Origin of the sequence: Paractinoplanes lichenicola, from assembly GCF_016785085.1 — a bacterium.
Classification (GTDB): Bacteria; Actinomycetota; Actinomycetes; order Mycobacteriales; family Micromonosporaceae; genus Actinoplanes; species Actinoplanes lichenicola.
Genome location: NZ_JAENHO010000004.1, coordinates 48,531 through 73,186 on the forward strand (window position 1 = coordinate 48,531; position 24,656 = coordinate 73,186).

Here is a 24,656-nt window from a genome sequence, read left to right on the forward strand (position 1 = left end):
AACTGGCGGAGGAGAACCTCGTGTCCCGTAGACCTGCGATTCGCCGGACCCTGGCCGGTGCCGTGGTGACCGCGCTGGCCCTCGCCGTGGCCGCGTGCGGTGGTGACGACGCCGCGACGTCGGCGGCCCAGCCCGACGCGCTGAACCCCAGCGCGGACCTCAAGACCCAGAAACTCACCGTCTCGAACTGGGACGCCTATATGCCGGAGGACCTCCCGGCCAAGTTCGAGCAGAAGGTCGGCTCGAAGGTGACGGTCACCAAGCACGCCACCAACGAGGAGGTCATGGCCAAGCTGACGGCCGGCGGGGACAGCGGCATCGACGTCGCGTTCGTCTCCGGCCCGTTCGCCCAGGCGCTGGCCGAGCAGGGGCTGACCGAGCCGATCCACCCCGAGCTCATCCCCAACCTGAGCAACCTCTATCCCGAGGCGGCGCAGCTCGCCTACGACCCCGGCAACAAGTTCTCGGTGCCCTACACCTGGGGCACGACCGGGCTCTGCTACCGCAGCGACCTGACCGGCTACGACCCGGACAGCTGGAACGACCTGCTGACCCCGAAGCCCGAACTGGCCAAGAAGATCACCATGCTGCAGACCGACCGCTGGCTGATGCTGCCCGCGCAGAAGGCCCTCGGCTACTCGGCCAACACCAAGAACGCCGACGAGATGGCCAAGGTTAAGGAGAAGCTGCTCGCGGCCAAGCCGGGCCTGCTGGCGTTCGACGACACCACCTTCTACGAGCGGCTCGTCTCGGGCGAGGCGGCGCTGGTCGAGGCGTGGGACGGCTGGTGCAACTACGGGATCACCGACAACGCGAAGATCAAGTTCACGGTGCCCAAGGAGGGCAGCGACCTCTTCGTCGACACGATGGTGATCCTCAAGACCTCGAAGAACAAGGAGGCCGCGCACGCCTTCATCAACTACATCCTCGACCCGGAGATCCACTCCTGGGCGGTCGAGAACATCCTCTACAAGGTGCCCAACAAGGCCGCCATGGAGAAGCTCGACCCGGCGCTGGCCACGAAGTATCCCAACCTGGGGATCACCCCGGCCGAGCTGATGAAGCAGGAGACGCTGGTCGACCTGGGCGAGGCGGCCACCGACTACAGCCGGATCGTGACGGAAGTCGCGGCCAGCTAGATGCGCCGGCTGGGGGAGCGGTTCACGCTGCTGGGGCCGGGGCTGGCCTACCTGACGGCGCTCATGGTGGTGCCGCTGGTGCTGGTGCTGTCCTATTCGATCTTTCAGCGCGGCCGCTTCGGCGGGCTGGTCCACGAGCCGACCGGGGAGAACTTCGCCCGGCTCTTCGACCCGCTCTATCTGGACGTGCTGGTCACCTCGGTCAAGCTGGCCGGGGTGACCACGGTCCTCGCCCTCCTGCTGGGCTACCCCACCGCGTACGCGATCACGAAGTTGCCCCCGAAGTGGAAGACGGTGGCGCTGATCGCGCTGGTGCTGCCGTTCTGGACGAACTTCCTGATCCGCACGTACGCCTGGATCGTCCTGCTCTCCCCGGCCGGCCTGGTCAACGACGCCCTGACCGGCTGGGGTCTGATCGACGAGCCGCTGCAGCTGCTCTACCGCCGGCCCGCGATCGTGGCCGGGCTGCTCTACGCGTATCTGCCGCTCATGGTCCTGCCCCTGTGCGCCGCGCTCGAGCGGATGGACGACGAGTTGCTGGAGGCCGCGGCGAACCTGGGCGCCCGCCCGGCCCGCGCGTTCCTCAGCGTCACGCTGCCGTTGTCGCTCCCGGCGGTCATCACCGGCTGTGTGTTCGTCTTCGTGCCCAGCATCGGCAACTTCGTCGTGCCCGAGCTGCTCGGCGGCGGGCAGACCGCGATGGTCGGCAACCTCGTACGCGACCAGTTCCTCAAGGCCCGCGACTGGCCGTTCGGGGCGACGCTGGCCCTGGCCGTGGTCGCGATGCTGGTCGTGCTGCTGATGCTCCAGGCCTGGTCGGCGCGCCGGCTGCAGGGAGGCCGCGATGCGTAGGGTCCCGCTCTGGCTGACCTTCGTCTTCCTCTACGTGCCGATCGTGGTCGTCGTGGTGATGTCGTTCAACGCCGGCGACTCGCCGTTCAACTGGAGCGGGTTCAGCCTCAAGTGGTACGGCGAACTGGCCGCCGACGAGCAGATCCGCACCGGCCTGGGCAACACGCTGATCGTGGCGGCCGGCTCGACCGCGCTGTCCACGGTGCTCGGCACGCTGCTGGCGGTCGGCCTGGCCCGGCACACCCGCTCGAAGCTGCTCGACGCGATCGCCACGCTGCCGGTGATCCTGCCCGACATCGTGCTCGCCATCGGCCTGCTCGCGTTCTACGCGCTCGTGCAGCTCACCCTCGGGCTCTACTCCGTGCTGCTGGCCCACGCGGTCTTCGGCACCGCGGCCGTCGCCGCCGTCGTGCGCACCCGGCTCGCCACCACCGACCCGTCGCTCGAGGAGGCGTCGCGCGACCTGGGCGCCAACGGCTTCACCACGTTCTGGCGGATCACCCTGCCGTCGCTGGCGCCCGGCGTGGTGGCGGGTGCCCTGCTCGCGTTCACGCTCAGCATCGACGAGTTCGTGATCGCGTTCTTCACCGCCGGGCCGCAGTCGCCCACCCTGCCGATCGTCATCTACTCGATGGTCCGGTTCGGCGTCACCCCCGAGATCAACGCGCTGGCCACGGTGCTGCTCGCGGTCACCTTCACCGCGATCCTGGCCGTGCAGCGCCTGACCCGACTGGCAGGCACCCGATGACATTGCTGAGCATCAGCGACGTACGCCGGCGGTTCGGCGACGTGACCGCGCTCGACGGGGTCTCGCTCGACATCCGCGAGGGCGAGTTCTTCGCGCTGCTCGGGCCCAGCGGCTGCGGCAAGACGACGCTGCTGCGCATCCTGGCCGGGTTCGAGACGCTCGACGAGGGGGCCGTGACGCTGGCCGGCGACGACCTCACGCGGGTGCCGGCCCACCAGCGCCCGATCAACCTCATGTTCCAGTCGTACGCCCTCTTCCCGCACCTCACCGTGGCCGGGAACATCGCGTACGGGCTCCAACGGGAACGCCGCCCCAAGACGGAGATCAAGCAGCGCGTCGACGAGGTGCTCGAACGGGTCGGCCTGACGCACGCCGCGAAACGCCGCCCGCAGCAACTCTCCGGCGGCCAGCGGCAACGGGTCGCGCTGGCCCGGGCGATCGTCAAACGGCCCCGGCTGCTGCTGCTCGACGAGCCGCTGTCGGCGCTGGACCGCAAGGTGCGGGCCGAGATGCAGCTCTGGCTCAAGCAACTGCAGCACGAGGTCGGCATCACCTTCGTCGTCGTCACCCACGACCAGGAGGAGGCGATGTCGATGGCCGACCGGATCGCCGTGCTCAACCAGGGCGCCGTCGAGCAGGTGGCCGACCCGGTGACCCTCTACGGCTCCCCGGCCACACATTTCGTCGCGGACTTCATCGGCGCCAACAACTTCTTCCCCGGTACGGCGGTGGCCGGCGGACTCGCCTCGACGGAGTTCGGCTCGCTGCCCGCCCGTCCGGGCGCCGCTGTTCCCGGGTACCCGGCGATCCTGGCCGTACGGCCTGAGCAGGTCTCGCTTTCGGGCGGACCACTCGCCGGCCGCGTCCTCGACGTCAGCTTCTACGGCGGCCTCTCGCGTATCACTGTGTCGCTCTCGCCGGCGTCCTCAGCTGTTTCGCCGTCCTCAGCCGTCCCGCCTTCTCCGGCCGCCCCACCCTCTTTAACGGCCCCGCTCTCTTCCGCCACCCCACCTTCCTCAACGGCCCCGCTCTCTTCCGCCACCCCACCTTCCTCAACGGCCCCGCCCCCTTCCGCCACCCCACCTTCCTCAACGGCCCCGCTCTCTCCCGCCACCCCACCTTCCTCAACGGCCCCGCTCTCTTCCGCCACCCCACCTTCCTCAACGGCCCCGCCCTCTCTCGCCGCCTCATCCCTCTTAAACGACAAATCGGAAATGTCGCTTTCTCCGGGTGGCACGATCACGGTGCATCAGCACGGCGCGCCTCGCGTGGCGCCGGGGGATGCGGTCGAGCTGGGCTGGGCGGCCGAGGACGCGGTCCTTGTCGAGCCGTGAGCTGATGGCCGGGTCATGCCGTGAGCTGGTGGCCGGTCACTCCGCGGGCGTAGTCGAGGATCAGCTCTTCCGCCTCGGCCACGCCCAGGGTCGGATGACGGGCCACGATCCGATACCCGTACGCGTCCTCGAGCGCGACCAGGTTGCGGGCGATCGCCAGCGTGGTGCCGGTCAGCGTGAACACGCCCTGGGCCGTGCCCTGCTCGAGGATCGTCTGATACATCGAGACCTGCCGGTCGTACAGGGTGGTCAGCAGGGCCGCGTAGACCCGGTTGCGACCGGCCGCGCCGCCCAGCTCGCAGAGCAGCCGTACGTCGGTGTCGTCGGGCCCGTCGGGCAGCCCCGAGCGCACGGTGACCACCAGCTTCTCGGCCGGGTCGGCCACCTCGGCGATCCGCTTGACCCGCAGCTCGTAGAAGCGCTCCATGCCCGCGTGGTGCGCGTCGATCAGCAGGTCCTGCAGGTCGGAGTAGTGATAGAGCACCGCCCCCGAGGTGAGGCCGGCCTCGGCCGCGACCTGCTTGATCTGCACCCCGTCGGTGCCGTGCCGCACCATGGCCCGGCGGGCGGCCTCGATGAGATCGCCCCGCCGGTCGGCCCGGCGCTTGCGAGGAGTCGTCACCCCCGAACAGTATCCGCGCCGCATTCGGGGAGGATGGACCGCCCATGATCAAGAACAGCCTGGCCGACGCCGAGCCCGCAGTCTTCTGGACCTCCCGGGGCGGTGCCCCTGCGGAGGAGCCGCCGGTGCGTGACGGGGACTCGGCTGACCTGGTCATCGTGGGCGGCGGGTTCACCGGGTTGTGGGCGGCCGTGCAGGCGCTGCACGAGGACCCGGGCGCCGACGTGCTGATCTTGGAGGCGGCCTGTATCGGGTACGGCGCGAGCGGGCGCAACGGCGGGTTCGTCAGCGAGTCGCTCACCCACGGGATCGGGCACGGGCAGGCCCGGTGGCCGGAGGAGCAGCGGCGACTGATCGAGCTGGGGCGGCGCAACGTGGCCGAGATCGCGTCGACGCTGGCCGCGGCGGGAATCGACGCCGACCTGCGGCTCGTGGGCAAGACGACGATGGCGACCGCGCCGCACCACGTGGGGGAGCTGGCGGCGCTGGCCCGGCTCTACGAGGACGCGGGGGATCGGGTCACGCTGCTCTCGGCGGAGGAGGCGCGGGCGGATGTGCACTCGCCTACCTACCTGGGCGGGCTGCGGATCCATGAGTCGGGCGGGCTGGTCGATCCGGCGGCGTTGACCTACGGGTTGGCGCGGTTGGCGGAGTCGCTAGGCGCCCGTCGGCACGATCACTCGCCGGTCGTCACCATAAGTCGTTATAAATCGGGCCTCGAAGTTGAAGTGGCGGTGGAGAGGGACGGCCGGAGCAGGGCGAGTGGGGGCCGGCGGGTTCGGGTGCGGGCCAAGAAAGTGCTTATCGCGACCAACGCTTATCCGTCGCCGCTGCGACGGGTGCGGCCCTATGTGCTGCCGGTTTACGACCATGTGCTGGTGACCGAGCCGCTGAGCGAGGCGCAGTGGGGCGCGGTCGGGTGGGGCGAGCGGCAGGGGCTGACGGACAACGGGAACCAGTTCCACTACTACCGGCCGACCGCGGACGGGCGGATTCTCTGGGGCGGGTACGACGCGATCTACCACTTCGGGGGGCGGGTGCGGGCGGCCTACGAGCAGCGGGCGGCCACCCACGAGCTGCTCGCGCGGCACTTCTTCGAGACGTTTCCGCAGCTGGAAGGGCTGCGCTTCACCCATCGGTGGGGCGGGGTGATCGACTCGACGAGCCGGTTCACGCCGATCTTCGGGACGGCGCACGGCGGCCGGGTGGCGTACGCGGTGGGCTATACCGGCCTGGGGGTGGCGTCGTCCCGCTTCGGGGCGCGGGTGGCTCTCGACCTGCTGAGCGGGAAGTCCACCGAGCTGACCGGGCTGTCGATAGTGCGCCGCCGGGGCATCCCGTTTCCGCCGGAGCCGGTGCGGTGGCCCGTGGTGGCGCTGACCCGGCAGCAGATGGTGCGGGCCGACGCCAACGGCGGGCGGCGCGGCGCCTGGCTCCGGCTGCTCGACCGCTTCGGCGTCGGCTTCGACAGCTGAGACCGCCGAGACCGGCAAAGCCGCCCGAGACCGCCGAGACCGGCAAAGCCGCCCGAGACCCGCGAGACCGGCGGAGCCGCCCCGCCCCGAGGCCGCCCGGGGTCCGCGGTGCCGCCCCCCGAGGCCGCCCGGGATCCGCGGAGTCGCCCGAGACCCGTGAGACCGGCGGAGCCGCCCCGCCCCGAGACCGCCCGGATCCGCGGTGCCGCCCCGGCCGCCCGGGATCCGCGTAGCCGCCCGAGGCCCGCGAGAGCGGCGGAAACGGCTGAGATCGACTGCGGCCGGCTGGGCCGGATGTGACTGCTGTGGGAGGTGATCAAATGGGCCGAGCAATTTCGATTAATTGCAAGATCAATTGATTGCCGGCGAGAAAGGGTCACCCTTTCGTGGCGTGTTTCAGGGCCGGACAAAAGCGACGTCTTCCCTAATATCTGCTCATCGGGCAAAGCTCGGTGAACAGAGAGAAAGGCGTTGTCATGAACAAGGTCACGCGCATGTTGACGATGACCGGCATCGCGCTCGGTGTCGGCCTGACGATGGGCGTCGGCCCGGCGTCGGCGACCCCGGCCACCCCCGCCGCGGCCGGCCACGCCACGCAGGTTCAGGCGAAGGCTCCGAAGTTCAAGACCAAGGAGCGGGTCGTCGGTTACTACCGCACCAAGCAGGCCTGCAACCGGGCCGGCAAGATCGGTGAGTTCCACAAGAAGTGGGACGACTTCGACTGTGACCGGGTGCAGCGCGGCCCGAAGCGCGGCTGGGTCGCCCTCGAGGCGCAGTGGCACGTCCGCGGCCACGGCAACGGCCCGTGGGGTCACCCGCAGGGCCCGAAGGGTCACGGGCACGGCCACCGCTGAGCCGACGGGCTCTGAATAAGCGAAAGGCGCACCCGGCGACGGGCGCGCCTTTCGCTTTTGTTATTCGTTGCACAGCCAATTCACAGGAAATTGGTAACGGGTTTTCCTCTGAAAGTCTGCCGCTCGTCCTTTCGTCCGATCTTTCCACCCGGACGTTCGGCCGGCGAAGATCTCTCAAGTGCGGCCGCCCGGCACCGATATCTCCCCCGTGCTGACCTCACCGGGTACGTCGCTGCAGAGCTCCGGGCGCCTTCGTGCCCTGCGGGCCACAGGTCTGCTCGAAGCCGGCCAGGTGGACGCGTTCGACCGGCTGACCAAGCTGGCCGCGCGCATCCTGGCCGCGCCCACGGCGCTCGTCTCGCTGGTCGACACCGAGCGTCAGCGCTTCGCCAGCGCGTACGGGCTCACGGGCGAGCTGGCGGTGACCCGGCAGACCCCGCTGTCCCACTCGTACTGCAAGTTCGTGGTCGAGGACCAAGCCGCCCTCGTGGTCGATGACGCCCGCCTTGACACCCGGCTGAGCGACAGCCCGGCCATCGCCGACTACAAGGCCATCGCGTACGCCGGCATGCCGTTGCGCACCCCCGACGGCCACGTGCTCGGCTCGTTCTGCGTGCTCGACTCCGAGCCCCGGGTCTGGACCAAGGACGACCTCGCGCTGCTGCGTGACCTGGCCGAGGCGGCCGAGACCGAGGTCGCCCTGCGCCTGTCGCGGGCCGAGCACTCGATCTCGTCGGCCCGGATGACCGCGGTAGTCAACGGCACCCACGACGCCTACATCTCCGCCGACCTCGACGGCACCGTCACGGCCTGGAACGCGGCCGCCGAGCGCATGTTCGGCCATGCCGCGGACGACGCCCTGGGCCGCAACATCGTCGACCTGATCGTCCCGGAGCGGTTCCGGGCGCAGTATCTGGCCGACATGAAGCGGGTCCAGGCCGGCGGCATCACCGAGTTGTCCGGGCAGCACCGGCGCATCGCCGCGATCACCAGCTCGGGCCGGGAGTTCCCGGCCGAGATGACCTTGCAGGTCGTCCAGGAGCCCGGCGGCATCGTCTGTCACACGTTCCTCACCGACATCACCGGCCGGCTCGTCGCCGCGGCCGAGATGGAGAAGCAGCGGCAGAAGGCCGACGAGGAGCACGCGTTCCTGCAGGCCGTGCTGGACAGCGTCGACGTCGGCATCGCCGCGTGCGACGCCGCCGGCAACCTGACCTTCGTCAACCGGGCCGCCCGCGAGGTGAGCGGGCGCGAGGTCAACCCGAACACCCCGGCCGACGAGTGGACCGAGATCTACAACGTCTACGAGCCGGACGGGCGGACCCGCATGGCGGATCTGCCGCTGCGCCGCGCGTACGAGGGCGAAAGCGTCCGCGGCCGGCAGATGCTGGTCAAGACCGAGAACTCGTGGCGCCGGTTCGTGGCCAACGGCAGCCCGATCGAGACCCGCGACCACCGCAAGCTCGGGGCCGTGGTGGCCCTGCACGACATCACCGAGGCGCACCGGGCCGAGCAGCTGCGCCGCGCCCGGCACGCCGTCGCGCAGGTGCTCTCCGACGCCACCAACGCCAAGGAAGCCAGCATCGAGGCCGTCGCCGCGATCACGAAGGCGCTGGGCTGGACGGTCGGCGAGTACTGGCAGCTGACCGAGGACCGGCGGACCATCGTGCGGCACAGCTCGTACACCACCGGCGACCGCGACCTGTCCGCCTTCAGCAGCGACGTGCCGCTGACCTTCGAGCGCGGCGAGGGCCTGCCCGGTCTGGTCTGGGCGCGCAACGGCGAGGTCTGGTGGAACACCGGCGAGGTGCCGTCCGACATGAAGGACGTCGGCCGTGCCGCGCTGCACGAGGTCGGCATCCGGGTCGCCGTCGGCGTGCCCGTGCTGTCCGGCCGGCGCGTGCTCGGCGTGCTCGCCTTCTACACCGACCAGGATCTGCCGCACGACCCCGACCTCGTCGGCATGCTCGACGCGGTCGGCGCCCACCTGGGCCGGTTCGTCGAGCGGCGCTGGGCCGAGGACATGTCGCTGATGCTGGCCGACGCCCGCCGCAACTTCGACCGGATCGTCGCGCAGGTCAACGACTACGTCTGGACCGTCGAGGCGGTTCCCGGCGAACAGGCGCGTCTCGTCTACGGCAGCCCCAACGGCCGCGCGGTCTTCGGCCGCGAGGTCACCGTCGAGGACCCGACGACGCTGGGCGAGCGCGTCCACCCCGACGACGTCGCGATCCTCGACGACTTCAAGGGCAAGCTCGCCGCCGGGGAGCACGCCGAGGTCGAGTGCCGGGTGGTCGGCTTCGACGGCGTGGTCCGCTGGGTGTGGACCCGCGCCGCCGCGCGCAAGGAGGGCGACAAGCTGTTCGTCGACGGGCTCTCGACCGACGTCACCGAGCGGCACGAGCTCTCCGACCAGCGCGAGCGCCTGCTCGACCAGGAACGCGACCAGGTCGAGCAGCTGCGTCAGCTCGACCGGATGAAGGACGAGCTGTCCGCCCTGGTCATCCACGAGCTGCGCAACCCGGTCGGCGTCATCAAGGCGTACACGGAAATTCTCCTGGACAGCCCGGAGCTTTCGGGGGCCGAGCGCAAGCACGCGTCGGTCGTCGACCGCACCACGCGGCACCTGCAGGATCTCGTGGACGACCTGCTCGACCTGGCCCGGCTCGACGCGGGACACATCAGCATCAACCCGTGCCCGATGCCGGCCGACGCGATGCTGCACGACGTCGTGGACGCCCACCAGCCGAGCGCGGCCGCCAAGAACCTGACCGTGCACGCCTCGATCAAGCCCGAGCTCAGCGTCTACGCCGACCCGCAGCGGCTGCGCCAGGCCCTGGACAACCTGCTGTCCAACGCGGTCAAGTACACGCCCGAGGGTGGCACGGTCACGGTCACGGCCCAGCACGACGGCGACGCCGTGGTCATCACGATCAGCGACAACGGCATCGGCATCCCCGCCGAGCAGTACCCGCACCTGTTCAGCCGCTTCTTCCGAGCCTCGAACGCGACCCAGGCCGGCATCAAGGGCACCGGCCTGGGCCTGGCCGTGACCAAGGCGATCATCGACGCCCACGACGGCACCCTGACCGCCCGCCCGGCCCCGGACGGGGGCACCGAGTTCACGATGTCGCTGCCCGCGCCGACCCTCGACTTCGAGGCCCGTCAGAGGTAGCTGGCCCGCAGCACCTCGGCGACCGACCACGCCTGGAACGGGCAGCCGGTCGCGGTGTGCGGGGCGTCGCCCTCGGCGGTCTCCGAGATCGACCCCAGGCCGTACTCGCCGAGGTGGGCGTCGATGTCGGCGACCACCTCGACGCCCAAGCGGTGCCAGGCGGTGGCGTACGGGCCGAGCAGCCAGGGCCAGACCGTGCCCGTGTGATAGGCCGCGTCGCGCTCGGCCGGGGTGCCGCGGTGGGCGCCGTGATAACCAGGCGTGCCGGGGGCCTGGCTGCGCAGGCCGAGCGGGGTGAGCAGGGCCGCGCCGAGCGTCCGCAGGATGGCCGGGCCGGGCCGCAGCGGCGCGTACGGCAGCGACCAGGCCAGCAGCTGGTTGGGGCGCAGCGTCGCGTCGTCGCCGTCCGGGCCGTCGACCACGTCGTGCAGCCAGCCCGCCGGGGACGGGAACCGGCGGGCGAAGCTCGCGCGGGCGGTGTCGTACAGGCGCTTGTGGGTGGGGAAGCCGGCCAGCGCGTTGATCCAGAGCGCGTTGACGTCGACCGCCTTGCCCCGCCGCGGGGTGACCGGCACGCCGTCGACGCGGGCGTCCATCCACGTCAGGGCCTCGCCGTCGGCACCCTGGGTGAGCAGCCCGTCGGCCGGGTCGCAGGCGATGCCGTAGCGCGTGCCCCGCACATGGTGGTCGATCACGCCGAGCAGGGCCGGGCGCAGCTCCTCGGCCAGGTCGGTGTCGCCCGTCGTGGTCACGTGCCGGTCCACCGCGTGCAGGAACCAGAGCGTGCCGTCGGCCGTGTTGTACTCCACGTCGCCGGTGTCGGCCGTGTTGGCCAGCATTCCCCGCGAGAGCGTTTCCCCGTACGCCCGCAGCAGCGCCCGCCCCTCGCCGGCGCGCCCGGTCGTGAGGAACAGGCCCTCGTAGCTCAGCATCGTGTCGCGCGACCACGCCCCGAACCACGGATAGCCCGCCACCACGTCCGGGCCGCTCGGGGTGCGTACGATGAAGGCGTCAGCGGCCAAGGCGAGCGGGGAGAGACGCCGGTTCCGCTGATGGGCGGCGTCGACGACCCGGGTTGCCGGGGGTGGGACGTCGGCCAGGTCGCCGGCCCAGCCCGACACCTCCGCCGTGTCGCCCGGCTCGCGCAGCTCGGCGTGGAAGCTCCCGGCGTACCAGAGATCCTCGACCGGGGTGAGCCCGCGCTCGGCCTCCTCGCGATGCCGCACCCCGTGCCACCAGGCACCCGCCGTACGGAAATCGGGGCCGCGCAACCGGTACGCCCCCTCGACCGTGACGCCGCCCTCGACGGCCTCGACGACCGGGGCCGGACCGTCCGCCGTGCGCTCGCCGTGCCCGTCCCGCCAGGTGCAGATCGCCTCCAGCGACAGCCCCACCGGCCCGCCGCCGAGCAGCCGGTGCACCACCGCCACGGCCGGGCGCCCGAGCATCATGGCCAGCTCGCGCTCCAGCACGACGTCGCCGATCCGCCACCGCCACCGCGGCAGACCGTCGACCAGCGTGAACCCGGCGAGCAGTTCGTGCCCGCGCGGGGCGATCGTCCCGTCCGCCCACTCGTGCGTGGCCAGGCGTACGGAAACCCCGGAGGGCAACGTCAGCACCGGGTCGAGCGAGGCCAGGCCCAGGTGCCGGCGGGCCGGGTTGTCGCCCGCCACGACGAGCAGCCCGTGGTAGCGCCGGGTGCGCAGGCCGCTCACGGTGCCCATCGCATAGCCGCCGCACCCGTCCGGAACCAGCCATTCGCGGGTGGCGCCCTCGTCGAGCCGCCCGCACGTCTGTGAGCCGAACGTAGCCATCCGATGACCTCTCGTTGTCGGGCAGAATCAGACGGTGTCATCACATGTAACACCGGGCAGTGAGACTCTGAGAAGTCGTCGGATTATGTAGGGGTGAGGCACCGCGTGGGGGAGCGTTCCCGGCTGGCGCAGGCGGACTCGGGTGAGCAGCCGTGGCGGGCCTGGGGGCCCTACCTGGCCGAACGCGCGTGGGGCACGGTCCGGGAGGACTACAGCGAACACGGCACGGCCTGGGATTATTTTCCGCACGACCACGCGCGCTCCCGGGCGTACCGGTGGAACGACGACGGCATGGCCGGGGTCTGCGACGAGCGCCAGACGTTCTGCTTCGGGCTGGCCCTGTGGAACGGGCGCGACCCGATCCTCAAGGAGCGCATGTTCGGCCTCGGCGGCGACGGCGGCAACCACGGCGAGGACGCCAAGGAATACTGGTGGTATCAGGACTCCACGCCCACCCACTCGTGGATGACCTGGCGTTATCACTACCCCCAAGAGCCTTTCCCGTACGACCAACTGGTGCGCGTCAACGGCCAGCGCTCCCGCGAGGAGTCGGAGTACGAGCTGGTCGACACCGGCATCTTCGACGACGACCGGTTCTGGGCCGTCACCGTCGACTACGCCAAGGCCTCGCCGCGCGACATGTGCGTCGCCGTCACCGTGTCGAACCGCGGACCCGAGACCGCCTCGCTGCACGTGCTGCCCACGCTGTGGTTCCGCAACACCTGGTCGTGGGGCCTGCCCAACCGTCCCGTCCCGGTGCTGAAAGGCAGCCCGGGGCGTCTGGCCGGCCGGCACCGCACGCTCGGGCACATCGTTCTTGTCGGTTCTTCGGAAGCGACCCCGTTGCTGTGCGACAACGAGACCAACGCGCAACGCCTGTGGGGTCAGCCCGGCAAGAGCCTGTATCCCAAGGACGGCATCAACGACTACCTGGTGTCCGGCGCGCCCACGATCAACCCGGACCTCGAGGGCACCAAGGGCTCCCTGCACTACCTGCTGACGTTGGAGCCGGGGGAGAGCCGGACGATCCGGTTGCGCCTGACCCAGGACGAGGACGAGCTCGGCCCGCTCGACCTGGGTGACGGCTGGTCGTCGGTGATGCTTTCCCGGCGCGCGGAAGCCGACGAGTTCTTCGCTGACCTGATCCCCGCCGCGGCCTCGCCCGAGGAGGCGGCCGTGGCGCGGCAGGGCGTGGCCGGGCTGATGTGGGGCAAGCAGTTTTACCACTTCGACGTCAAGCAGTGGCTCACCGGCGACCCGGGTTCGGCGCCCCCGCCGCCCGGCCGGCGCTACGGGCGCAACAACGCCTGGTGGCACATGAACAGCTTCGACGTCATCTCGATGCCCGACCCGTGGGAATACCCCTGGTACGCGGCATGGGACCTGGCCTTCCACACCGTGTCGATCGCCCGCGTCGACCCCGCCTTCGCCAAGAGCCAGCTGCTGTTGCTGCTGCGCGAGTGGTACATGCACCCCAACGGGCAGATCCCCGCATACGAGTGGTCCTTCGCCGACGTCAACCCGCCCGTGCACGCCTGGGCCGCGCTGCGGGTCTTCGAGATCGACGGCGGGCGGGACCACGACTTCCTGGCCCGGGTCATGCACAAGCTGCTGCTCAACTTCACGTGGTGGGTCAACCGCAAGGACGTGGGTGGCAACAACGTTTTCGAGGGCGGCTTCCTCGGGCTCGACAACGTGGGCCCGTTCGACCGCTCGGCCGCGCTGCCCGTGGCCGGGGTGCTCGAGCAGTCCGACGGCACCGGCTGGATGGCCATGTACGCGCTCAACCTGCTCGACATGGCGATCCGGCTGGCCCTGCACGACCGTACGTACGAGGACATGGCGACGAAGTTCTTCGAGCACTTCGCGTACATCGCCGAGGCCGCGTATCGGCAAGGCTTGTGGGACGACGAGGACTGCTTCTTCTACGACCAGCTGCGCCTGCCCGACGGTCACAAGCTGCCGCTCAAGGTGCGCTCGATCGTCGGCCTGCTGCCGCTCGCGGCCACCACCAGGCTCTCCGCCGCCACCCTCAACCGGCTGCCCGAGCTGCACGCGCGCCTACGGTGGTTGCAGGCCTCGCAAGGCGAATACGCCGACGTCATCAGCGCGCGCCGGATCTCACCCGAGGGCCGCCAGCAGCGCCTGCTCTCGATGGTCGGCCAGGAGCAACTGCTCCGCATTCTGGCCCGCATGCTGGATCCCGAGGAGTTCCTTTCCCCGTACGGGATCAGGACCCTGTCGCGCAGTCACCTGGAGAAGCCGTTCACCGTCTCGTTGGGCGGCTCGGACTTCACCGTCGGCTACGAACCGGCCGAATCGACGAGCGGCCTGTTCGGCGGCAACTCCAACTGGCGCGGCCCGGTCTGGATGCCCGTCAACTATCTGCTGGTCGAGGCCCTGCGCGAATACGCCGACTTCTTCGGCGACGACATGAAGGCCGAATACCCGACCGGCTCGCAACGCAAGGTGCCCCTGGCCGAGGTGGCCGACGACGTCTCCCGCCGCCTGATCTCCCTGTTCCTGCCTGACTCTTCGGGTAAGCGCCCGATCTACGGCGCCAACCACATCCTGCAGACCCACCCCGACTGGAAAGACCTGATCGTCTTCCCGGAGTACTTCCACGGCGACAACGGCGCCGGCCTCGGCGCGTGGCACCAGACCGGCTGGACGGCCCTGGTAGTCGACCTGATCCTCACCCTGCGCCGCCGATGATTGTTTAGCCGCGCCCGCGCCGGGGGTACACAAAGGACACCAACGAACCACTCCTGACGGGGAAGGAAGCTCCGATGTCCCAGATGACCTCCCGCCGCACCGGCTCCGTGACCGGCGCCCGCGTCTGCACCATCATCGCCTTCGTGTTCGCCGCGCTGGCCGTCCTGTTCCTGCCGCCGGTGATGGGCCTGGTCGCCATCGTGCTCGGCCTGGTCGGCGGCTACCTGGGCGACCGCCCCCTCGGCTGGTACGCCGCCGCCGCGGGCGCCGTGGGCGCCGTGCTGGGCATGGTCCTGGGCGCCATCCTCCTCAACGCCTCCTGACCCGCGTCCGTCGAACGCCCGGTTCCCGGTGGAGCCGGGCGTTCACCATGCCCGGGCGGTGCGCTGACAGGCCAGCTCGAACATCAACAGGTACAGCGGTGCGGCCCGCCATGCCTGCCAGTCCGGGTCCTCTTCGGCGTGCCCGACGATGGGTTGCAGGTCGAGGCGGGCGAAATCGGCGTACTCGAGCCGGTGGATGAAGCGGACGACCCGGTCGAACGCGGCCGGTATTCTGCCGTGGATCACCTCTGGGCCCAGATTGTGCAGCAGGCTCTCCAGATGCCAGCCGGCCGTGTACTGAGAGCGCAGTCCAGTGAACTTATGAGGGTCGATCATGCCGCCGGTCGGCCGGCGGCGTTGCTCGCGACAGGGATACGCCCGGGCGTACGCGGTCGCCGCCTTCAGCGCCCGCGCCAGCGGCCGGAACTGGCGCCGCAGCTGGACGTCGCCGTCGTCGATCGCTTGGCGGTGGGCCTCCGGGTAGGCCAGGACCCGGACTGTGTCCTCGATCGCCGAGTTGTCCGGGACGGTCCAGAACACCAGCGTGCCGGGCCGGTCCGCGCAGCGCAACGCGACGATGATGTCGACCTCGAAATCACCGTTGGGGGGGACGATTCGGATCGCTCGTGGGCCTGATGTGATCCGAGATCCGGGGTCCATTCTTTTGAGGGCCGCGCTGAGGTGCTCCCGTAGGCCGTGCCACCTCCGGTACGCGGCAACCTCGTGCCCGAAGGCGCCCTCGACGTGGAACGCCGGGTCGGCGATCTCGACCACTATGTCGATGTCGCCACGCGGCAATTCGGGACTTTCGTCGATCCGTCGAAGGGCGGCTCTCAGCTCCGGCCCCAGAGCCACATTGGTCCGGTTGGCGTAGGAGCCCTGGGCGACGAGGCGATATCGCACTGGCAGGTATTGCAGGGCCGCGCGCAGAAGGTCGCAGTACCGCATGAACGTCTGATCCGCCGCTTGCCGGTCCGGCGCCCGCGACCAGGTCTCGAGCATGGCGTCGGTGATCGGTTTCCGCCACATCGCCGTTGTCAGTCCTCGGGGAACACTGCGGACAGCGTCCACGTCGTGGTCTGCCGGGTGTGCAGCTGCGCGAGCACGCTGGTGTCCAGGCCGAGCTGGACCATTTTCGCCGAGACCCGGCTGTCCAGCCGCGTGTCCTCAGTGTGTGACACCACCAGCCGGCCGTCGCGCTGGCGGTGCCGAATTCGTCCCTCGCCGAAGGCCTGCCAGCCGGGTTCGTAGTCGTACCACAGCAGGTCGTCAGGCACCGTCGGCTGTGAGTGGCCGGGGAACCGGGCGGACAGCAGGAGCGACCCGCTCACCGAGTGCTCCCCACCGGTGTGCACCTCGGCACCCCACTGAGGTGCGCCGAGCGAGCCGAGCCAATCGGCGGAGTGGCCGTCCTCGTGCTCGATGTGCACCTGGCGGGCACCGAGTCCGGCGAGTAGCCGGACCGCCTCGGTGACCTTGCCGAGGAAGATGTCACGGTGGTAGGTCGCCGCCGGATAGAGCACCCGCGCGGCCCGAGGATGCGGCACGTACAGCACGCCTTCAGCCGGGCTGGAGCTGGGCAGGTGGTAGGCGTCGGCGCGGTTGAGCGGCTCCACCAGCAGGCCGTCCCCGGGCGTCACCGCCAGCAGCCGCCGGACCAGGGCGGCGTCCGGAGGGGCCGGGGCGGTCACCATGCCGACCAGGGCGGCCAGATCGAGCTCCTCGAGCAGCGACCGCCACAGCCGGGCCGCCGTGCCGGACTCGTCGTCGAGCAATCGCAATCGCTGCGCGGTGAACTCGCCGAGCGAGGTCATCTCATTGGCGGCCATGAAGTCGTACACATCGCTCGCAAGGTCCGAGTGCCGGCGCAGCACATACCGCAGCGCGACGCACCCGACCTCGGACCGCGCCAGCTCAGTCAGGCGGCGGTGGTGTTCCGCCTCGACCGAGGTGGGCAGTGTGGTGCGCCGACGTCGCTGCTGGTCGTACTCGTCGCCGGATTTGGCGATGCGCCGGGCCAACGCTCGAACTGACCCCTTCGCGCCGCCGCCGTAATATGCCACGGCGGCCCGGCCCACGGTGCGCGCGTGCGCGGCCGACCAGGCGCCGTCGACTGCGGACATCCCGGCGTATCCCGCCACGGTGGGCGCCACCGCCGCCTGCACCAGGCCCGCGATCGTCTTGCGAGTCGCCTGCAGCGTGGTGATCACGGGCCGGGCGGCCAGGCAGTCGCGGACGAACCGGCGCGCCTCGTCCTCGGAGATCTGCTGGTCGAACGCCGCCGCGATGTCGGCCACTGCCTTGGCCACCGTGCGCAACATGGGGTACGAGTTCAGCAGGATGGGAACGGCGCCTTGCGCGGCGATCCGCACGAGCAGACCGCGCATGATCTCCTTCGCGCGCTCGTGCCCGGACGTGGTCCAGAACGGCTCGTTGCCGGTCATTCCGAGAGCGGCGAAGAACTGCCGCGCACTGTCGGTCGACGACCGTACGAAGATCAGGCCAGATCCGGCGGCCGGGCGGGCATCGGTACGGCCTGACATCGCGCTCCTCAACGGCACGGTGCTGTGTCGGGCGCTCAGAATACTGTTCCCGGCATCGACCGCGGCTGTCAGAAATCGGTCACCTTCGCACCGTTAAATGATCATAAGGTGACTGTGGAACGCCGGCTGCCCGGCTGGTCGCGACGGGAGACGCAATGGTGATGCACATGGTTGCGGCGGCGCCCGGAGCGGCCGCGACACCGGCCAGTGTCACCGTCCTGGTCGCGGTGATCACCTCCGGGGTCGTCGCGGCGCTCATCACCACCGTGTCCGGCAACATGCGGGCGAACGCGAGCCTGCGGCGCGATCGGTACGCCGAGGCGGTGCGGTACCTGGTCGCCTGGGGCGAATACCCGTACCGGATCCGCCGCCGCACCGACGACGAGCCGGCCACCCGGGCCGCCCTCGCCGAACGCGGGCATACCCTGCAGGAGGAACGTGCGCAGATCGCCGGCTGGATCGCCACCGACAGCCGCGCCCTCGTCACGGTCTTTGACGGCTGCGTGCGCGACATCTCGGCACTGGTCGCGCCGGCCTGTGTCGAGGCCTGGTCGGCGCCGCCGGTCACCACCGCAGCGGGAATGGTCCTGAAGGACTTCGGCCCACGCGAGGTGGGTGCGATCGCCACCCGATTTCAACTCGCTACCCGCTACCGCTTCGGTGTGCGCCGTCTGATGTGGAGTTCCTGGGTGCTGCGTCGGATCGGCCGCGGTTAGTCAGCGACCGAAGATCTGATTGGAACACCTGAACGGCCGGCCGGTGAGAGCCTCACCGGCCGGCCGTTTCCCCAGATCCCCGCGTTGGGGTGCCGGGTCTCAGGTGGATGGTTCGCCGCCCTGGCAGTGACGCCAGAGCCAGCGGCCGCCCACCTGCTCCACCAGGCCCGACACCCGGTAGGGGAAGTTCTCTTCGGTGCCTTCGTCGGGGCGGGCTACGCCGGATGCCTCGGCGAAGACGTACGCGTGGTCGCCGAAGCGGTGGATCACGATGTCGCCGGCCTTCCACGCGTACGACTCGGGGCGTAGGAAGACGTCGCCGAGCAGGGTGGTCAGGGCGGCGCGGCCGGTTGCCGTCTCGGTGAGTTCCGAGCCGGCGTAGGCGATGTCGTCGCCGGGGGTGAAGCAGGCCAGGGCCGCGTTGAGGTCGCGGGCGGCGAAGGCCTCGCTCAGGTCGTGCACGGCCTGGGCCGGGCCGCCGCCGGTCATGCGGGGACCGGCTCGCGATCGTCGGCGGCCGGGGCGGCCTCCTCAGCAGAATCGGCGTCCGGAGCCGGAGCCGGAGCCGAAGCGGCGACGTCGGCCGGAGCCGAAGCCGAAGCGGCGACGTCGGCCGGAGCCGGGGCCGGAGCGGCGACGTCGGCCGGAGCCGGGGCCGGCGACGGGTGCTCGATGTAGACCAGGTGGCGCGGCTCGTAGTCGGCCGACGTGGCGGGTTCCTCGTCGTCGGACATGTGGCGGGGTTCGTACATGGCGTTCTCCTCCAAGCGGCGCATGCCGGGCAGGAACAAAAATCCGATGGTCACGACCGCGCCCAGCAGGCCGGCGCCGATCAGGGTGGGGCGGACGCCGATCCAGTGGGCGACCGGGGCGGCCAGGGCGTAGGACAGGGGCAGCAGGGCGGTCGAGACGAACCAGTCGACGCTGGAGACCCGGCCCAGCATGTGCTCGGGGACGAACCGCTGCTTGGTCGTCGCCCAGGCCACGGTGCCGGCCGCCTCGAGGCCGTTGACCAGCACGCAGGCCACGGCGAGCTGCCACGTCTGACTCGCCGCGCCGTAGCCGGCCACGGCCAGCGTGGCGACGGCCCAGACCCCGTACGTGTAAGACATGAACCGCTTGGGGATGCCGATCCACCCGACCGTCATGGCCGCCGCGATCGCGCCGATGCCGCCGGACGTGAGGATCAGGCTGAGTGCCGACGCGTTGAGGCCGAGCTCGTGCTTCACCACGTACGGGAGAAGAACTTCGGTCGGGCCCACGAAGAGCAGGTAGGTGAACGTGGCCGACAGGAACGTGCCCCACAACCACACCTGGCTGCGGACGAAGCGGATGCCCGACTTCATCTCCTGCCAGATCGACTCGGCCGGCTCGTCGCCCGGGTCGGCCGCCACCAGGGGCAGCTTGCGCATCAGCAGCAGGCAGGCCACCGACAGCGCGAACGTGACCGCGTCGACCGCGAACGCCCAGCCCGAGCCGCCGATCGCGATGACCGCGCCGGCCAGCATGGGCCCGAAGATCTGCGCCCCGGCCGGGCGGACGAACTGGTCGAGCGAGTTCGCCGCGACCAGGTCACCGGCCGGCACCAGCTTGGGCACGGTGGCGTCGAAGGCCGGGCCGAAGAAGCCCGCCGCCGCGCCGTAGAGCGCGGTCAGGGCGAGGATCTGCCACAGCGAGGTCAGCTGACCGGTGAGCGAGAGCGCGGCCAGCGCCGCCATCACCGCGAGGCGGATCAGGTCGGAGAAGAGCATGACCTTGCGCGGGTCGAGCCGGTCGCTGATCACGCCGCCGAACAGCAGCGTCGCGACCTGGGGCAAGGAGAGGGCCACGCCCACCGCCGACATGGCGGCGGGCGTGCCGAACAGGTCGTAGACCTGCCACGCGAGGGCGACGAGGAGGACCCCGTCGCCCACGAGCGAGGCGCTCATCCCGGTCCACAGGAGCCGGAACTGGCGGTGCCGGAGCGGTGCCAGCGGACCGCGGAAGATCACTGCTCGACGCGGCGCAGCTTGCCCGCTGCGTGCAGTTCGGTGATCACGGCGTTCAGCTCGTCGAGCTCGGAGTCGTCGTTGGCCGCCGTGACCTGGGCCCGGAAGCCGACCTGGTCGCGGGGCACGAGCGGGTAGGCGGCCAGGGTGACGTAGATGCCGCGGTCCCACAGCAGCTTGCCGACGGCGTCGATGTCCTCGCCCGCGGCCAGCGGCAGCTCGATCACCGGGGTGGTGCCGGTGTTCGGCGTGAAGACACCCAGGCCCCGTACGTGGTCCAGCACCTTCATCGTCTTGCGGTAGAGGTCGGCGCGGATGTCGTCGCCACGCTTCTCGTTGAGGTCGAGGCCGGCGTTGACCGTGGCCAGCGACGCGGTCGGGGCCGGACCCGAGTAGAGGTACGGCGGGGCCGACACCTTGAGGTGGTTCTTGAGCCAGGTCGGCAGGGCCAGGAAGGCCAGCAGCGACGAGTACGACTTGGAGAAGCCGCCCACGAGCACGACGTTGTCGTACGTCTCGCCCGAGTACTTGACGATCGCGTTGCCCTTGAGACCGTACGGGCTCTTCTCGTTGGCCGCCCGCTCGCCGATCACGCCGAAGCCGTGCGCGTCGTCGACGTACAGCAGCGCGCCGTACTCGCGGGCCACGGCGGCGAACGCCTTCAGGTCGGGCGCGTTGCCGGTCATGCTGTTGACGCCGTCCATCGCCACGATCTTGGACACGCCCGCCGGCGCGGCCTTGAGCAGCTCGCGCAGGTGCTCGTGGTCGTTGGCGCGGAACCGCACGACCGTCGCGCCGAGGCCGCGGGCGTACATGGAGCCGTCGTAGATCGTCTTGTGGGCCTGCGAGTCGAGGAAGACCATGCCCTTGCCGGCCAGGATCGGCAGCACCGACATGTGGATGTGCGTGATCGTGGGCAGGACGAGCGTGTCGGGCGCGTCGAGCAGCGCGGTCAGCTTCTCCTCGATCTGCGGGTAGAGGGCGGGGTTGCCGAGCAGGCGGGACCAGCTCGGGTGGGTGCCCCAGCGCGCGACCTCGGGGGCGATCGCGTCCATGATCTCGGGCTCCAGGTCGAAGCCGAGGTAGTTGCACGACGCGAAGTCGGCCAGCCAGTGGTCGCCCACGCGGATCCGGCGGCCCTTGATCTCCTCGATCGTGGCGTCGTACATCGGGTTGCCGCTGCGGAGCCGCTCCAGGTCGGCCCAGCGTCCGTCGCGCTTGACGAACTCGAGACCGTCACCAGGGGTGGGAGCGTGGGTCATGACTTTCCTTCCAGAACGGGGGTGGAGGTCTTACGGGAGCGGAGGTATTCCTGGAACTCGTCGGAGGTGATCGGTTTCGAGAAGAGATAGCCCTGCCCGTACGAGCAGCCCATCTCCTTGAGCGCGGCGCGGTGCCCGTCGAGCTCGATGCCCTCGGCCACGACCGACAGCTCGAGCGTGCGGGCGAGGTTGACGATGGTCTCGACCAGCGCCATCTGTTGCCGGCTGTCGAGGATGTCGTCGATGAACGACTTGTCGATCTTCAGGACGTCGACCGGCATCTGGCTCAGGTAGCTCAGCGACGAGTAGCCGGTGCCGAAGTCGTCGATGGCGATCCGGACGCCCATCGCGCGCAGCTCGCCGAGGTCGCGCCAGACCTGGTCGGCGTCGTGCAGCACCAGGCTCTCGGTGACCTCCAGCAGCAGCCATTCGGGCCGCGCGCCGGTGTCGGCGATGACCGAGCGCACCTCGTCGACGAAGCCGGGCGTACGGAACTGGCGGGCCGAGACGTTGACGCTGACGTAGCGCATGTGGCTGCCGAACTCGGTGCGCCGCCACTCGGCGAAGGTGCGCAGCGCCTCGCGCAGCACCCACCCGCCGATCGCCACGACCGAGCCGTTCTCCTCGGAGAGCTCGATGAACTCGTTCGGGCCGAGCAGGCCGCGGGCCGGGTGCTGCCAGCGCACGAGCGCCTCCAGGCCGGCCACCTCGCCGGTGGGCAGGTCGACGATCGGCTGGAAGCGCAGCCGCATCTGGCCGCCCGCGACCGCCTCGTTGAGCGCGGAGCGCATCTCGAGCCGGCGCAGCATCGCCTCGTGCATCTGGTCCTGGTAGCGCTGCCAGGTGTTCTTGCCCTCGGTCTTGGCGCCGTACATGGCCACGTCGGCCCGGCGCAGCAGCTCGCTGATCCCGGCCGCCTCGCCGCTGGTGGCCAGGCCGACGCTGGCGGCCCCGTTGACCAGGTGGGTGGCGCCGGTGGCGTCGGTGACCTCGATCGGCTGGGCCAGCACGGCCACGATCAGCTCGGCGATCCGCTCGGGCTCGTCGTCGCCGCCGACGTGGTCGAGCAGCACGGCGAACTCGTCCCCGCCGGTGCGGGCCACGGTGCTCAGCGGCCCGACGGCCTCGGTGATGCGCCGGCCCGCGGCGGTCAGCAACTGGTCGCCGGCGGCGTGCCCGAGCGTGTCGTTGACCTCCTTGAAGTCGTCGAGATCGACGAACAGGACGGCCACCTCGTGCCGGCGCTCGGCGGCGTACGTCGCCGCGTGCTCGAGCCGGTTCTGGAACAGGGCGCGGTTGGCCAGGCCGGTCAGCGCGTCGTGGAACGCCTGGTGGGCCAGGTCGTTCTCGAGGCGGCGGCGCTCGGTGACGTCGCGGATGGTGACGACCAGGCCGTCCACGGCCGGCTCGTCGCGCAGGTCGCGGCACGTGCACTCGACCTGCAGCAGCAGGTCGTCGCCCGAGATGGCGGTCAGGTCGACGCCGTCGCGCGGGCCGCGGCCGTCGCGCACCTGGTCGAGCAGGTGCCGCAGCTCGGCGTGGTCGGTGGCCGCGATCAGCTTCGCCAGCGGCATGCCGACCAGGTCGGTGCGCCCGAAGACGGGCAGGGCGGACGGGCTGGCGTACCGGATGGTCTCGTCGTCGCCGACGATGAGGATCACGTCGGACGCGCTCTGGATCAGGGCGCGGAAGTAGTCCTCGCTGCTGCGCCGGTTCACCTCGTCGGTCAGGGTGATCCGCTCGACGGCCATCGTGCCCTGGGCCATCAGCGCCTCGAAGGACGGCTCGAGCGCGGTCAGCAGCTCCTCCGAGCCGGACAGGTAGACCTGGTGGCGGCGGGGCGGCCCGTCGGCCGTACGACCGGCGGCGATCGACTCGGCCCGCAGCACCCAGTCGAAGTCGCCCAGCTCGGCGCGGACCGCGGCCGGCAGGTCGGCCAGCCAGACCAGGCTGGTCGACATGACGCCGGTCGGGGTGCCCGGGTCGGCGTCGACGCCGCGCATGTGGAAGCGGTAGTCCTCGCCGTCCGGCACGATGTCGGCGATCGCCTGGCGCAGCGCGGCCCCGGCCTCGACGACGCTGCTCGCCGCGACCAGGTCGGCCCCGGTCAGGCGCAGGGTGCGCTCGCGGGCCGCGGTCTCGCGCTGCGACTGCATCAGGCCGGCCACACGGGCCATCACGAGCAGGAACATCACGCCGGACGCGGTGGCGATCATCGGGGCGTCCTTGACCCCGCCGCCCAGGTCCTCGATGAACAGGACGGCCGGGGCGATCAGGGCGGCGATCGACATCAGGGCCAGGCGGCGGCCGCCGGCCGGGGTCGGGGTGACCCGCTCGCTGAAGGTCAGCTCGCGCATCGAGGGGTGCAGGGCCGACATCGCGATGGCGGTGTAGAACAGCACCCAGCCGGCGTCGACCGGGCCGCCGACCTGCCACGTGCCGGCGAGCTGCCGCAGGCCGTAGAGCACGTCGGTGACCAGCAGGCTGGAGACGCCGACGAACAGGACGGTCAGCGCGACCGGCTTGCGGCCCCCCGCGGTCAGCAGCCGGGCGAACATGGCCAGGGCCAGCACGTCGCCCAGCGGGTAACCGCAGGAGACGGCCTTCTCCAGGAACGTCAGGTCGGTGTCGTGCACGTACGGGGAGATCAGGAAGACGTACGAGAGCAGGCCCATGCCGGCCGTGGGCACCAGCGCGTCGAGCAGGGCGGCGCGGTTGTCGGTGCCCGAGCGGGCGCGGATGAAGATCAGCAGCGCCGCGGCCAGCATCGGATAGACGGCCAGATAGAACAGGTCGGCCAGGGACGGGAACGGGTTCGTGTCGCCGAGGAAGTCGGTGAGCACGTTGTAGGTCGTGTCGCCGAGCGTGAAGCTGGCGACGACGGCCGACAACAGGAACCAGGGCAGCCGCCGCGCGGGCCGATGCACCCGGATGCCGACGAGCACCATGGCCGACGCCGACAGCCCGATCGTGGCCCACGTATACATGCTGTACTGCGGCAACGTGTAGAACACGACGGTCAGGGCGACGATCCAGGCGCCGAAACACGCCTGCATGCGCTTGGCCGACATCCGTGCTCCGATCCGTGCGTGGGGT

Annotated in this window: 18 protein-coding genes; 10 read left to right on the forward strand and 8 right to left on the reverse strand. The window is 70.6% G+C overall.

Annotated features, from left to right (window positions below):
• The first annotated feature begins 20 nt into the window (after nt 1-20).
• Genes JKJ07_RS13600 through JKJ07_RS13615 form a run of 4 tightly spaced genes read left to right on the forward strand, consistent with a single transcriptional unit; the run spans nt 21 to nt 4,073 of the window.
• Entirely contained in the window at nt 21-1,139 is a 1,119-nt protein-coding gene (locus JKJ07_RS13600) for a polyamine ABC transporter substrate-binding protein (protein ID WP_202991875.1), read from the forward strand.
• Complete coding sequence (locus tag JKJ07_RS13605) at nt 1,140-1,991, forward strand: ABC transporter permease (RefSeq protein WP_202991876.1); 852 nt, start codon at nt 1,140-1,142, stop codon at nt 1,989-1,991.
• Nucleotides 1,984-2,739 carry an ABC transporter permease gene (locus JKJ07_RS13610; RefSeq protein ID WP_202991877.1) on the forward strand — a complete coding sequence of 252 codons (756 nt, stop codon included), beginning with the start codon at nt 1,984-1,986 and terminating at the stop codon, nt 2,737-2,739. Before JKJ07_RS13605 ends, JKJ07_RS13610 begins: the two co-directional genes overlap by 8 nt.
• Nucleotides 2,736-4,073 carry an ABC transporter ATP-binding protein gene (locus tag JKJ07_RS13615; RefSeq protein ID WP_202991878.1) on the forward strand — a complete coding sequence of 446 codons (1,338 nt, stop codon included), beginning with the start codon at nt 2,736-2,738 and terminating at the stop codon, nt 4,071-4,073. Before JKJ07_RS13610 ends, JKJ07_RS13615 begins: the two co-directional genes overlap by 4 nt.
• 13 nt (nt 4,074-4,086) lie before the next feature.
• Here the strand turns inward: JKJ07_RS13615 and JKJ07_RS13620 are convergent, their stop codons facing one another.
• Nucleotides 4,087-4,695 carry a TetR/AcrR family transcriptional regulator gene (locus JKJ07_RS13620; RefSeq protein ID WP_307834249.1) on the reverse strand — a complete coding sequence of 203 codons (609 nt, stop codon included), beginning with the start codon at nt 4,693-4,695 and terminating at the stop codon, nt 4,087-4,089.
• Between the two features lie 44 nt (nt 4,696-4,739).
• On the opposite strand from JKJ07_RS13620, the gene JKJ07_RS13625 reads away from it, so the two are divergent.
• The 3 genes from JKJ07_RS13625 to JKJ07_RS13635 all read left to right on the forward strand — a co-directional run bounded on the left by JKJ07_RS13625 (nt 4,740) and on the right by JKJ07_RS13635 (nt 10,199).
• Entirely contained in the window at nt 4,740-6,170 is a 1,431-nt protein-coding gene (locus tag JKJ07_RS13625) for an NAD(P)/FAD-dependent oxidoreductase (protein ID WP_202991880.1), read from the forward strand.
• A 476-nt stretch (nt 6,171-6,646) separates the two neighbouring features.
• Nucleotides 6,647-7,024, forward strand: a complete 378-nt coding sequence (locus tag JKJ07_RS13630) for a hypothetical protein (RefSeq protein WP_202991881.1) — start codon at nt 6,647-6,649, stop codon at nt 7,022-7,024.
• A gap of 178 nt (nt 7,025-7,202) precedes the next feature.
• Complete coding sequence (locus JKJ07_RS13635) at nt 7,203-10,199, forward strand: PAS domain-containing sensor histidine kinase (RefSeq protein WP_202991882.1); 2,997 nt, start codon at nt 7,203-7,205, stop codon at nt 10,197-10,199.
• Here JKJ07_RS13635 and JKJ07_RS13640 read toward each other — a convergent pair.
• Complete coding sequence (locus JKJ07_RS13640; protein ID WP_202991883.1) at nt 10,190-12,013, reverse strand: amylo-alpha-1,6-glucosidase; 1,824 nt, start codon at nt 12,011-12,013, stop codon at nt 10,190-10,192. The genes JKJ07_RS13635 and JKJ07_RS13640 overlap by 10 nt on opposite strands.
• A 93-nt stretch (nt 12,014-12,106) precedes the next feature.
• Here JKJ07_RS13640 and JKJ07_RS13645 point away from each other — a divergent pair, with 93 nt between their 5' ends.
• On the forward strand, nt 12,107-14,728 hold the full coding sequence (locus JKJ07_RS13645) for an MGH1-like glycoside hydrolase domain-containing protein (RefSeq protein WP_307834250.1): 2,622 nt from the start codon (nt 12,107-12,109) through the stop codon (nt 14,726-14,728).
• Nucleotides 14,729-14,802: 74 nt separating this feature from the next.
• A complete protein-coding gene (locus JKJ07_RS13650) occupies nt 14,803-15,051 on the forward strand; it encodes a hypothetical protein (RefSeq protein ID WP_202991884.1) in 249 nt (82 codons plus the stop codon).
• A 42-nt stretch (nt 15,052-15,093) separates the two neighbouring features.
• Here the strand turns inward: JKJ07_RS13650 and JKJ07_RS13655 are convergent, their stop codons facing one another.
• Nucleotides 15,094-16,053, reverse strand: coding sequence for a nucleotidyltransferase family protein (locus tag JKJ07_RS13655; RefSeq protein ID WP_202991885.1), 960 nt, complete (start codon nt 16,051-16,053; stop codon nt 15,094-15,096).
• A 35-nt stretch (nt 16,054-16,088) separates the two neighbouring features.
• Complete coding sequence (locus JKJ07_RS13660; protein WP_202991886.1) at nt 16,089-17,594, reverse strand: hypothetical protein; 1,506 nt, start codon at nt 17,592-17,594, stop codon at nt 16,089-16,091.
• 167 nt (nt 17,595-17,761) lie between these two features.
• Here JKJ07_RS13660 and JKJ07_RS13665 point away from each other — a divergent pair, with 167 nt between their 5' ends.
• Nucleotides 17,762-18,310: a hypothetical protein gene (locus tag JKJ07_RS13665; protein WP_202991887.1), complete on the forward strand. Its 549-nt coding sequence runs from the start codon at nt 17,762-17,764 to the stop codon at nt 18,308-18,310.
• A gap of 99 nt (nt 18,311-18,409) precedes the next feature.
• Here JKJ07_RS13665 and JKJ07_RS13670 read toward each other — a convergent pair whose 3' ends face one another.
• Genes JKJ07_RS13670 through JKJ07_RS13685 form a run of 4 tightly spaced genes read right to left on the reverse strand, consistent with a single transcriptional unit; the run spans nt 18,410 to nt 24,631 of the window.
• On the reverse strand, nt 18,410-18,799 hold the full coding sequence (locus JKJ07_RS13670; RefSeq protein ID WP_202991888.1) for a nuclear transport factor 2 family protein: 390 nt from the start codon (nt 18,797-18,799) through the stop codon (nt 18,410-18,412).
• Entirely contained in the window at nt 18,796-20,301 is a 1,506-nt protein-coding gene (locus JKJ07_RS13675) for an MFS transporter (protein ID WP_202991889.1), read from the reverse strand. The genes JKJ07_RS13670 and JKJ07_RS13675 overlap by 4 nt, the downstream gene beginning before the upstream one ends.
• Complete coding sequence (locus JKJ07_RS13680) at nt 20,298-21,560, reverse strand: aminotransferase class I/II-fold pyridoxal phosphate-dependent enzyme (RefSeq protein WP_202991890.1); 1,263 nt, start codon at nt 21,558-21,560, stop codon at nt 20,298-20,300. Before JKJ07_RS13680 ends, JKJ07_RS13675 begins: the two co-directional genes overlap by 4 nt.
• Nucleotides 21,557-24,631: a putative bifunctional diguanylate cyclase/phosphodiesterase gene (locus JKJ07_RS13685; protein WP_202991891.1), complete on the reverse strand. Its 3,075-nt coding sequence runs from the start codon at nt 24,629-24,631 to the stop codon at nt 21,557-21,559. Before JKJ07_RS13685 ends, JKJ07_RS13680 begins: the two co-directional genes overlap by 4 nt.
• Nucleotides 24,632-24,656 lie beyond the last annotated feature (25 nt).

Excerpts from the sequence above, each read along its gene's own strand:
- JKJ07_RS13605 (WP_202991876.1), top strand. The coding sequence starts at position 1,140 with ATGCGCCGGCTGGGGGAGCGGTTCACGCTGCTGGGGCCGGGGCTGGCC.
- JKJ07_RS13610 (WP_202991877.1), top strand. The coding sequence starts at position 1,984 with ATGCGTAGGGTCCCGCTCTGGCTGACCTTCGTCTTCCTCTACGTGCCG.
- JKJ07_RS13615 (WP_202991878.1), top strand. The coding sequence starts at position 2,736 with ATGACATTGCTGAGCATCAGCGACGTACGCCGGCGGTTCGGCGACGTG.
- JKJ07_RS13625 (WP_202991880.1), top strand. The coding sequence starts at position 4,740 with ATGATCAAGAACAGCCTGGCCGACGCCGAGCCCGCAGTCTTCTGGACC.
- JKJ07_RS13630 (WP_202991881.1), top strand. The coding sequence starts at position 6,647 with ATGAACAAGGTCACGCGCATGTTGACGATGACCGGCATCGCGCTCGGT.
- JKJ07_RS13640 (WP_202991883.1), bottom strand. The coding sequence starts at position 12,013 with ATGGCTACGTTCGGCTCACAGACGTGCGGGCGGCTCGACGAGGGCGCC.
- JKJ07_RS13650 (WP_202991884.1), top strand. The coding sequence starts at position 14,803 with ATGTCCCAGATGACCTCCCGCCGCACCGGCTCCGTGACCGGCGCCCGC.
- JKJ07_RS13655 (WP_202991885.1), bottom strand. The coding sequence starts at position 16,053 with ATGCTCGAGACCTGGTCGCGGGCGCCGGACCGGCAAGCGGCGGATCAG.
- JKJ07_RS13660 (WP_202991886.1), bottom strand. The coding sequence starts at position 17,594 with ATGTCAGGCCGTACCGATGCCCGCCCGGCCGCCGGATCTGGCCTGATC.
- JKJ07_RS13665 (WP_202991887.1), top strand. The coding sequence starts at position 17,762 with ATGGTTGCGGCGGCGCCCGGAGCGGCCGCGACACCGGCCAGTGTCACC.
- JKJ07_RS13670 (WP_202991888.1), bottom strand. The coding sequence starts at position 18,799 with ATGACCGGCGGCGGCCCGGCCCAGGCCGTGCACGACCTGAGCGAGGCC.
- JKJ07_RS13680 (WP_202991890.1), bottom strand. The coding sequence starts at position 21,560 with ATGACCCACGCTCCCACCCCTGGTGACGGTCTCGAGTTCGTCAAGCGC.
- JKJ07_RS13685 (WP_202991891.1), bottom strand. The coding sequence starts at position 24,631 with ATGTCGGCCAAGCGCATGCAGGCGTGTTTCGGCGCCTGGATCGTCGCC.